This window comes from Pseudomonadota bacterium (assembly GCA_023229365.1).
Taxonomy (GTDB): Bacteria; Myxococcota_A; Polyangia; order JAAYKL01; family JAAYKL01; genus JALNZK01.
On sequence record JALNZK010000002.1, the window covers coordinates 60,990 to 70,029 of the forward strand.

A 9,040-nucleotide genomic window follows, 5' to 3' on the forward strand; every position below is an offset into this window, starting at 1 on the left:
CGATGATCCCAAATCAAAACAGTGCCATCATCGGGCAAATGAAGCAAAGCAGTCATATCGCCGGGGTGCGATGTGCCAATATGGCCATGCCCATCAACATAATAGAACTGCCCCTTGTCATCCCTCCAAAAGGAACAATCGCCAGTGGCATTCTTACGCCTTTCAAGACATTCTACCATTATAGTGGTTTTGGTGTAAGCAAATTGCCCATGTCATCAAAATCTACATAGCCCATATTATGACCCCACGACGGCATATGTCCATCCAAACACATAAAAGTAGTACCCTTATACTCTTGTACCCAATTGATGTGATGATGTCCAAAAAGCCAAAGCCTTGGTCGGTGCCGCTCTAAACAGGATTGCAAAATCCTATTGGTAACACTAGGTCGGAAGTCCTGCAAGAAACGATCCTTGCCAGTATGGGCCAATAAATAGATTATCTCTTCTGCACAATCATGTGTCAAGACTATTTCTGGCTTTGCTTTCTCATAAGCCAACACACATTCATGCCCCTGTGTCCAACTCAATTCTTCATCTGCCCACCAACTAATGCCGGGAATACGTTCTGCTCGATCAATACTGCGGGCTCCACGAATATAGAAGAACTCAAAATTCCCCTCTTTGAGCGGAAAAGAATGAGTGCCATAATCGCCAAGAGCGTGTTGAACACGATGGTCATAATCATCATGATTGCCAAGAACCACAACATGATGGGCTTTATCAATGTTGGCTACTTGTTGGTGAAAATCTGGCTGCCCGCTCCAAGCAAATCCAAAATCACCAAGCTGCACTGAGTATTCGGCAGCACCCATTAAGTTAAAATAACTACGACTACCACCTCTATAATTGAGATAGCCGTGTATGTCGCCAATAATACGAATATAAGGTTGCGGTTTGCTCATTTTTTTATCGGTGATTTTTCCATCGTAAAGAGAATAACCTCTTCGCCGGTTATTGTGCTAATATCATGGTGCATGCTCAAAACCCTGACGCCAGTTATTTCTGCAAGCAATGCTTCCAAAAATGGCCGAGCCGTTTCAAGCAAATGAACCCGCACTTGTTTGAGTAAAATAACTCCTTTTTCTTTCTGCTTTTCTACCAAATGTTTTTCAGAAGCAGTAAGCACCCCTGTAAGCCGGATTACAAAAAAATCACCCAATAAATGAGTGTGAATTTCTTTTGGTCCCCGTCCCATGAATTCCTGTTCAAATCGGGTAATTCCTCCACAAACAGCAGCTTCAATTTCGCCTTGAGTCACATTTGTGTTCCTTTATCCATTTAGCATGACATTGATCTGGATCGTATTTAAGCAATTCATCAGCCGTCTTTTGGATTGCATCTTCTGCATTTGTGAGCCTTGCTTGGGCACAAATAGAAGCCAGGGCGTCTCTAAATCCAATTGAATAATATATGTGTTGATCCATCTAATCCTCCGAGGGGCTGTTATCGCCACACATTTTCACAATCTTCGGATTAAAGGTTGCAACAATTTCAACCAAATCCGATTGAGCCGCCATAACTGTATCAATATCTTTATAGACCCCAGGGCTTTCGTCTGCCGTGGCGTCCAAGACAATGACACCTTGCCGATCCAAGTTACCTTGGACAGCTTTCCAAACATATTTTTCTTTGGCTTTTTTACGAGACATCAATCGCCCCGCCCCGTGAGAAGCAGAACAAAGACTCGCCGGATTACCTTTGCCCACCACAATATAAGCAGGCGTGCCCATCGAACCAGGAATTACACCCAGCATACGATGGCTTGCAGGGGTTGCTCCCTTACGATGCACCACTACCTCGCCTTGATTCGGATCATGCGTTTCAAGGAAAGCGAAATTGTGATGATTCTCTACATTAAATAAAACTTTGGCTCCCAAATTCTGAGCCATAGCCTTGTGAATCAATTGATGATTGGCTTGAGCGAATCGACCCATCAATTGCATTGCGAGCCAATATTCCTGCCCATCATTGGATGCCAAATCCAACCATGCCAGATTTTTCAAATCGTCATATTTCTTCGGCAACTTGGATTGAGCAACCCCGTGATACATTTGGCATACTGCTGCCCCCGGTCCCCGAGAACCTGAATGAGTCATAATTGCCACATACTCACCAGGGAGCAGCCCAGCAATATCTGCAAGCGATGGCGAATTTTGTATTTGCAGAATGCCGACATCAATAAAATGATTTCCGCTACCCGAAGTTCCTAGCTGCTTCCAGGCTTTGTCTTTTTGCTGTTTGGTGACTCTGGTAATTCCCCAATCCTCATCCATAACCGGATGATTTTTGGGCTGATCGAAGACCGCATTTCCGCCGTCGCCAATACCAAAACGAGTGCTCTTGGCAATCGCTTCCCTGTACAAATTAAATTTCTTTTCCAAGGAATTGACTGGCATATCTAGGATTGACAAGCTCATACGGCAAGCAATATCGACGCCGACCGCATTCGGACATACGGCTCCTTGCAAAGCCAAAACCCCACCAATGGGCAGTCCGTAACCAACATGACAATCTGGCATAACGGCGGCAGTAACCGCCATCGGCAATGAACAAGCTTGCTGCATTTGTCCGTCACAACCCTCTTCCAACGACCCCCATACCTTGTAGGGGATAGCAGCAGATCGAACAAACTGTTGCTCTTGAATTAGAAGATTGGCTAAATCTCCGAAGTGTTTATCTCCGACATATTCCTGAGGGTTGGTGAAGAAAGTCTTCATGATAGCCTTGATATTGCGATCATCGCCGCCCTCTCGGGCTACACGAATAGCATCGACCGCAAGACGGGCACAATCCTCAGGACATCCAAGTTTAACAAGCTGTTTGCCGTTCATGATTTTTCCTCCAATAGACTATCTCCCTCATTATACTCCAGAAATGCCAGAATGTAACCCCAAAAAACTGCAATTCTTGCTCTAATAAGGCATTAGATTGTTTTAAAATAAGGACAAGTCGCTGCATATCTATCAATCATGCAATCATACCAAAACTGGAAAGCGAACGAACAGTTATTGACCGAAGCAGTCGAGCTTCTGGAGGCTGTTCGTGTCGATGTTGGCGAATTAGAAAAAATTCTCTCTAAGGCCCAGAGCGGCGATCCAGAAGCCAGTGAATATTGGCCAATTTTAGTAAAAGCTTTCTTGGAAGGCTATTTGAATAAATTTGGCTTCCAAGCTGGCTTAAACCATCAGGAAAAAGAAGAGGTTATGCAAAACGTCCTAATGCAACTCACTCGTAACCTTAGAGGCTCATTCGGCCAAGCAATGGAAATTGGAAGAAACACAAGAGGATGGTTGGTCACCATTTTGAAAAATGCCATTATAGATCGACAAAGAAAAACAATTAAAAACAAAAAAACCAAAAGTCTTACCTTAGACTTTGATGACGATCATCCAAAATCTTCGGAACCAAATCCACACGACGTTATGAGTCGCATGGAAACTGCGGAAAAAGTGCGAAGTGCCATCGCTTCTTTGGACCCAATCCATCAAGAGGTTTTGATAATGTTTTATCAAAATGGCATGAAGTATGATGATATAGCTCAGACGCTACACATTCCGCCAGGAACCGTCAAAAGTCGAATAGCTGCGGCTAAAGACAGATTGCGAAAAAAGATAGAAGAAATTTAATGCAAGAGCCGCCCTTTTGGGACGGCTCTCGATCTGTCTCTACGCATGGCAGAGCAGGCTATTCGACTACAAGCAGCATTGCTTCGACAGAATCACCGAGAGGAATAAAAACAGCATCAAAACTCTCTGATGCCAGTGGTTCTGTCCATTTGTCGTCCTCAAAACCATTGCATTGAACGTCACGCATCACTTCTGCAAATTGATGAAGAGCGGCAGTAAATTCTTTGACTTTCATCTGGTAGTTTCCTAGTCCAAGAAAGCAACGTGTCGCATTGCTCTGGCTTTGGTTTCCTCATTCGGCAAAACTCGATACCAACCATCCAAGAGAACGGTTTTGTGGTCACTGTGGCGGATTTTGCCCCGCACATAAACCTCGGGGTCACGCACCATCGTTCTCCACAACACACCCTTGCGTTGATCCAGCGGCAGAGCAGCGTAAGCCTTTGCGGTAATTCCATTGGGGTGACTGCCATTGACATAAACGGTGGTGCCACCGATGCGATACAACTCCTCAGCCATGTGCGGCTTGCCACGTCCACGCTGCAAGGGTTCGTTTTTCAAAATGAGGCTTTTGTCTACCTTCAAGTTTTTGGCGGGCATAAAAAACCATTCACCTTGACGAATATAAGCTTCGGTCTTGCGACGTTTCTTGTCCCTGGCCTTCATTTTCTTGGTCGATTGAGCCTGCAAAACCTGTGCGGGTTTCAGGGCCTCCATCGCTTGGGGGACACTCGACGCACCGGAGGTCTCGGGAATGGCAGCGGTGAACCAATCCCGCTCATCGTGACCACAGAGGAATTTGCTCTTCGTATCGTGGCCTTTGCCGTCGTCAATCTTCGTGAGCAGAAGCAGGTGGCGGTCCTTGGGACGAACATCCAGAACCTGCAATTCGACATCGTTCCCCACTTGGAGATCGAAGTAAGTACCTTCTTTGTCCTTGCGAACATCGACTCTTACCGACTGATTGCGTGGCAATCCTGCGGTGAATCGCTGACCAGCCCGCAAGCGGGGGTCGTCGCCCAAAGTCGCAACCTTGACCCGTGCCCCCATCGCTTCAAATTTTTTGGATAATGCCGTAGTGTTCATGCCCTTATTATACTCCAGATTCTTTGTTTGTAAACCATCATTTCCAGAATTTCCAGACGGTTTTTAATTCCTCATCTGGGGATGCTTTCCACTCAGGAAGACTACATCCATGTTCTCGGCTAAAAGACAGATACAAACTCTCTTCCCTGCCGCAACGATGACACTGCTTTCTAGTAGGGCTCATCATAACCCAACTATGACCAATAAGTTTGCAAAATAATTTCATTTAAGTAGGCGAAGCATAATCGTGAAATTTCTTCTGATCGGCTGGATTTATTCGAACCTCTTTGACCATCACTGTGTTTTTCAACAACATCGGCAAAGAACCATTTAATATCTCCAATGCCGTCAAAGCATCCAATTCTGTACCATACCAATTACCCTGCAATACCGTATCATCGTCATATGTGCTGGCATCTTGGCGGAACAATCCCCATTTAGTAGTACGATCAGCAACTGTAGGTGTTCGTTGTGTCATACATTATTTAGTTGTTGTAAAGCCAAAACTATTTTGTCAAAATCTAAAACAACAATATGCTTGGCTACTTTGCATTCCACACCTTCCTTAGTAATAGCTGTTACTACAGCCGGGTGTCCAGAAACCTCCAAAGTAGTACCAACACCAATCAACGGCGTTACTGGCTCTTTGTCTTTCATGTTTTTAATATAGCAACTTTTATAAAAAAATGCAACTATGATAAAAAAGAATGTACGATTATTTAATAGTGGGAAGTGGTTTGTTTGGAAGCACTTTTGCCAGAAAAGCCAAGGATGCAGGACAATCTGTGCTTGTAATCGAGAAAGAAAAACATGTTGGCGGGCATGTACGCACAGAAATTATGGATGGAATCATAGTCTCACTATTCGGACCCCACATTTTTCACACCAAACACAAACATGTGTGGGATTTCGTCAACAAATTTAGTGAATTTAATCATTATCGTCATCAAGTCAAAGCTAATTACAATGGAAAAATTATTTCTTTGCCATTTAATATGATGACATTCCACCAATTATGGGGGTGTATCACACCTGCTGATGTTGAGGCTGAATTAGCAAAACGTCAAATTCCTATCGACAACCCACAAAATATGGAAGAATGGTGTTTAAGCCAATTGGGAGAGGAAATTTACCATACATTAATATATCACTATACCAAAAAACAATGGAATCGTGATCCCAAGACACTTCCTGCCTCTATTATTAAAAGGCTGCCAATTCGTATGTCGTATGATGAATCATACTTCGATGATCCCTATCAGGGCATGCCCATACATGGTTATACGCCACTAGTGGAAAAAATGTTAGATGGTATAGCCGTGCAGTTGGGAACTGATTTTAAAGAAATAAAAAATGATTGGAGGAAAATAGGAAAAAAACTTGTATACAGCGGAAAAATAGACGAATTCTTTGATTTTTGTTATGGAGAATTGGATTATAGGACTATAGATTTCCAAACTACCGTTTTAGATGGCAATTTTCAAGGCGTAGCTCAAATGAATCACACTGGTGAATTACCAGTTTATACAAGAACCATAGAACACAAACATTTTTATTTTATAAATTCACCAAAAACAGTCATCACCTACGAGTTTTCGCAAGCCGCAACAAACACAAGTGCTCCAGATTATCCTGTGATTGATGATAAAAATAAAAAAATATCTGGACTCTACAAGGCTATGCAAAGTCCAGATATTCTATTTGGAGGAAGATTGGGCACCCATAGTTATTTAAACATGGATGACTGCATTGATATGGCTTTAAGACTGTCCAGCTTCATATAAATAAATTATTTTTTCCAATTCCACAATATCACGACATCTCTGACAAGTGATATTATATCGCCAACAAGCCGTTGGATTCGTGGCCAAACTATGTGAACACCCACAAGGCTGCCAAGCTAATTCCTGCCTCTTTTTCCAAGCACGCAAATATTGCAATTCAGCTATTGATTCCATTTTAGCCTTGCGGTCCAGTCTGACCTGTAGCATTGCTTTCGGAAACAGAATTGGCGGGTCCAGAGCCCTCTATGACTATTGGTTTGCTCATACAACATTTGCCAAATTTCTTGCCCGAACCACACTTGCAGGGCTCAGTATACATTTTAGCATACCTTTCTTTTTGCAATTGCTCTGCCAGTTGTTTGGGCAAACAACATTTTTTGAACTTTATATTGCTTCCGCACGGACATGGACTGTTTCTAACACTCATAATTATTTACCTATGAAAGTGATGTGGTTGATATGATGGACGATAATAATAGGATGGATATGGTTGATAATATCGATAATAATATGGCTGATACACTGGGCGAGACCAGAACATTGGTGGATAATTATCAAAGGGCCTTGCATAACTTTGTCGAGCTAAGCCTGGATAATAATCATAAAGCGTCCTGGGCGTTCTCACAGCCCTATTTCTTTCCATATCTCCATATACTTGATCGATCCTCATCTGTGGAGTTGGTGTAAAACCCATGCTCGGTGGCTGGGCGGATACAAGCACTACGCTTAATAATAAAGCTGAAATCATAATAATACCTCATAAATGTTTATATTTTAAATATAGCGTAAAATAAATTAAATTGCAATATGAATCAATAAAAAAAGGAGAGGCAATTTTGCCTCTCCTTTTTTTTATTCAGTTTGTTTAGTTATTCATCGTCATCGTCTTCCCAATCCTCTTCGTCGTCGTCATCATCGTCATCGTCTTCCCAATCCTCTTCGTCGTCATCATCGTCATCGTCGTCTTCCCACTCCTCTTCATCGTCATCGTCGTCTAAATCGTCATATTCGTCGTCGTCATCGTCATCGTCGTCATCGAAATCCTCATCCTCATCATCGAAATCCTCATCGTCATCTGCCATAGAGCAATTTGCTTGATTGGATTGGACTCGTTCCCACGCACAAGCAGCCACCCGTCGAACTTCTCGCCGGGCTTCTTCCGACAAGCCACTGTCGAATACTTTCAATCGAATACTCATGGATAATCTCCTTTAAAAATAAATCCTTGGTATGTAGCAACCTATGTTGGTTTTTTCTTTTGTTGTACCTTTTTTTTCAGCACTAATTCTGTAAACTCCAACAAATCAGACCGCATCAGAAGCATATCTCTGTGCATTTCCTCTAGTTTTTCTTCTGTGTTAAACTCTTGCACTTCTTCCCCAGCTTTTACAACAGATCGCTCGCCATTACACACCAACTCCAACCAATCACCCCACTCCTCATCAAAAAAAGCTACGTGTCCCCGAATGTTTACTGCGTGTTCCTTACATAGGCGGTCAAGTTTCCGTAAGAATGACCCCACCCGTTGTTTGTCGGTTATCATAACGCACCACTGTGTCCTTGGTTAATTCAACAATGTTTCGGATTTCCAAGCCCAAACTCCACGGTGTACTTCCCCGGCAACAAACTGGTTTCCAAGAACCCTACCCCTTTCTGCACAAAATTTCCCTTATCATCCCCGATCCATATCTCTATGTCGGAAACCCCAGCATCAATCGTCAATTTGCAATAAGGATTACTCAAGGTTCTGAACATCTGATTAGAAGATTCGCCCCACCCAACCGGCCCACAAATCACACCATTCATAGTTGATATCCACTATATTTGCCGTAAGCTGGCAACACGTCTGGTTTTTTCTTGGCACGGCGTCTTTCAGTGCGTACTTTGAGCTTCTTCAAAGCAGTTTTAACTTTTCCAGAATATCCATCAGCCTGTTCTGCCAGTCCCATGCTTTGTTACCTCTATCTTCCCGTTCTTTCGCCTCAATGTAGTGCAACGAAACTTTTTTGTCAAATCGTCGCCATTCTTTAAGGCTTCGTTGAATTCCTTCAACCCCTTGATGATCTTTTTGCCTACTTTACTCATTTGGTTTACCCTTACCCAGGCGAGAAACCACCAAAAAGCCCGCCGAAAAGCTGTCGCAACATGTCGTTGGGCTCTGCTGATTTATCAGAAGCAACAACCATGAAGCCTTTTCTAATCCCCACTCGGGCCTTGTTCACCGCTTCGGGATACTGCTTGTATATAGCCTGCCAAAGCATCCCATCCCAGAGATTCGCCATAGTTTTATAGTTTCCTGCTTTGTGGCACAAGCAAATTGCTTTCTCTTTATCTCTTTCGTATTTTGCCGACAACATCAATTCGTCAGCGTTGCGATGACAAAGGTCTCGCAAAGTATACATTTTCTTTGCCTCATCATTGGCAACTCCGATTTCTATGTCGCTAGGGTCCACTTCGGCAACGGGATCATTGAAATCTTCAGGGCCAATGCTGTCTAGCTCATGCTGCAACCACGACAAAAATGTTGTAGGATTATCCATTT

General features: G+C 43.2%; 14 protein-coding genes. 2 read left to right on the forward strand and 12 right to left on the reverse strand.

The features are described from left to right. Nucleotides 1-178: 178 nt before the first annotated feature. From M0R80_01265 to M0R80_01280, 4 genes are read right to left on the reverse strand one after another with little or no spacing between them, the layout of a single operon-like run. The gene (locus M0R80_01265) at nt 179-904 is read right to left on the reverse strand and encodes a metallophosphoesterase (protein ID MCK9458265.1); all 726 of its coding nucleotides are present in this window, start codon (nt 902-904) and stop codon (nt 179-181) included. Continuing rightward, nucleotides 901-1,260 (reverse strand): DUF2294 domain-containing protein, encoded by a 360-nt coding sequence (locus tag M0R80_01270; GenBank protein MCK9458266.1) that lies wholly within the window; start codon nt 1,258-1,260, stop codon nt 901-903. The genes M0R80_01265 and M0R80_01270 overlap by 4 nt, the downstream gene beginning before the upstream one ends. Continuing rightward, nucleotides 1,241-1,426 (reverse strand): hypothetical protein, encoded by a 186-nt coding sequence (locus M0R80_01275; GenBank protein MCK9458267.1) that lies wholly within the window; start codon nt 1,424-1,426, stop codon nt 1,241-1,243. Before M0R80_01275 ends, M0R80_01270 begins: the two co-directional genes overlap by 20 nt. Further along, nucleotides 1,427-2,833 carry an RtcB family protein gene (locus M0R80_01280; protein ID MCK9458268.1) on the reverse strand — a complete coding sequence of 469 codons (1,407 nt, stop codon included), beginning with the start codon at nt 2,831-2,833 and terminating at the stop codon, nt 1,427-1,429. A gap of 138 nt (nt 2,834-2,971) precedes the next feature. On the opposite strand from M0R80_01280, the gene M0R80_01285 reads away from it, so the two are divergent. Further along, the gene (locus M0R80_01285; protein ID MCK9458269.1) at nt 2,972-3,628 is read left to right on the forward strand and encodes an RNA polymerase sigma factor; all 657 of its coding nucleotides are present in this window, start codon (nt 2,972-2,974) and stop codon (nt 3,626-3,628) included. 58 nt (nt 3,629-3,686) lie between these two features. On the opposite strand, the gene M0R80_01290 is transcribed toward M0R80_01285, so the two are convergent. From M0R80_01290 to M0R80_01305, 4 genes are all read right to left on the reverse strand, one after another. Next, a complete protein-coding gene (locus M0R80_01290; GenBank protein ID MCK9458270.1) occupies nt 3,687-3,863 on the reverse strand; it encodes a hypothetical protein in 177 nt (58 codons plus the stop codon). 11 nt (nt 3,864-3,874) lie between these two features. Beyond that, nucleotides 3,875-4,714: a hypothetical protein gene (locus tag M0R80_01295; protein ID MCK9458271.1), complete on the reverse strand. Its 840-nt coding sequence runs from the start codon at nt 4,712-4,714 to the stop codon at nt 3,875-3,877. Between the two features lie 226 nt (nt 4,715-4,940). Then, nucleotides 4,941-5,192, reverse strand: a complete 252-nt coding sequence (locus tag M0R80_01300) for a hypothetical protein (GenBank protein MCK9458272.1) — start codon at nt 5,190-5,192, stop codon at nt 4,941-4,943. Continuing rightward, a complete protein-coding gene (locus M0R80_01305; protein ID MCK9458273.1) occupies nt 5,189-5,371 on the reverse strand; it encodes a hypothetical protein in 183 nt (60 codons plus the stop codon). The genes M0R80_01300 and M0R80_01305 overlap by 4 nt, the downstream gene beginning before the upstream one ends. A gap of 50 nt (nt 5,372-5,421) precedes the next feature. Here M0R80_01305 and glf point away from each other — a divergent pair, with 50 nt between their 5' ends. After that, nucleotides 5,422-6,498, forward strand: coding sequence for a UDP-galactopyranose mutase (gene glf / locus M0R80_01310; protein MCK9458274.1), 1,077 nt, complete (start codon nt 5,422-5,424; stop codon nt 6,496-6,498). Nucleotides 6,499-7,367: 869 nt separating this feature from the next. Here the strand turns inward: glf and M0R80_01315 are convergent. The 4 genes from M0R80_01315 to M0R80_01330 form a co-directional block, all read right to left on the reverse strand. Beyond that, on the reverse strand, nt 7,368-7,697 hold the full coding sequence (locus M0R80_01315) for a hypothetical protein (protein ID MCK9458275.1): 330 nt from the start codon (nt 7,695-7,697) through the stop codon (nt 7,368-7,370). Between the two features lie 41 nt (nt 7,698-7,738). Continuing rightward, nucleotides 7,739-8,041, reverse strand: a complete 303-nt coding sequence (locus M0R80_01320) for a hypothetical protein (GenBank protein MCK9458276.1) — start codon at nt 8,039-8,041, stop codon at nt 7,739-7,741. 259 nt (nt 8,042-8,300) lie between these two features. Continuing rightward, nucleotides 8,301-8,447: a hypothetical protein gene (locus tag M0R80_01325; GenBank protein MCK9458277.1), complete on the reverse strand. Its 147-nt coding sequence runs from the start codon at nt 8,445-8,447 to the stop codon at nt 8,301-8,303. A 147-nt stretch (nt 8,448-8,594) separates the two neighbouring features. After that, complete coding sequence (locus M0R80_01330) at nt 8,595-9,038, reverse strand: hypothetical protein (GenBank protein MCK9458278.1); 444 nt, start codon at nt 9,036-9,038, stop codon at nt 8,595-8,597. Nucleotides 9,039-9,040: the final 2 nt, after the last annotated feature.

Coding starts and splice junctions, on each gene's coding strand:
- M0R80_01265 (MCK9458265.1), bottom strand. CDS start 904: ATGAGCAAACCGCAACCTTATATTCGTATTATTGGCGACATACACGGC.
- M0R80_01275 (MCK9458267.1), bottom strand. CDS start 1,426: ATGGATCAACACATATATTATTCAATTGGATTTAGAGACGCCCTGGCT.
- M0R80_01280 (MCK9458268.1), bottom strand. CDS start 2,833: ATGAACGGCAAACAGCTTGTTAAACTTGGATGTCCTGAGGATTGTGCC.
- M0R80_01285 (MCK9458269.1), top strand. CDS start 2,972: ATGCAATCATACCAAAACTGGAAAGCGAACGAACAGTTATTGACCGAA.
- M0R80_01290 (MCK9458270.1), bottom strand. CDS start 3,863: ATGAAAGTCAAAGAATTTACTGCCGCTCTTCATCAATTTGCAGAAGTG.
- M0R80_01295 (MCK9458271.1), bottom strand. CDS start 4,714: ATGAACACTACGGCATTATCCAAAAAATTTGAAGCGATGGGGGCACGG.
- M0R80_01300 (MCK9458272.1), bottom strand. CDS start 5,192: ATGACACAACGAACACCTACAGTTGCTGATCGTACTACTAAATGGGGA.
- M0R80_01305 (MCK9458273.1), bottom strand. CDS start 5,371: ATGAAAGACAAAGAGCCAGTAACGCCGTTGATTGGTGTTGGTACTACT.
- glf (MCK9458274.1), top strand. CDS start 5,422: ATGTACGATTATTTAATAGTGGGAAGTGGTTTGTTTGGAAGCACTTTT.
- M0R80_01315 (MCK9458275.1), bottom strand. CDS start 7,697: ATGAGTATTCGATTGAAAGTATTCGACAGTGGCTTGTCGGAAGAAGCC.
- M0R80_01320 (MCK9458276.1), bottom strand. CDS start 8,041: ATGATAACCGACAAACAACGGGTGGGGTCATTCTTACGGAAACTTGAC.
- M0R80_01325 (MCK9458277.1), bottom strand. CDS start 8,447: ATGGGACTGGCAGAACAGGCTGATGGATATTCTGGAAAAGTTAAAACT.
- M0R80_01330 (MCK9458278.1), bottom strand. CDS start 9,038: ATGGATAATCCTACAACATTTTTGTCGTGGTTGCAGCATGAGCTAGAC.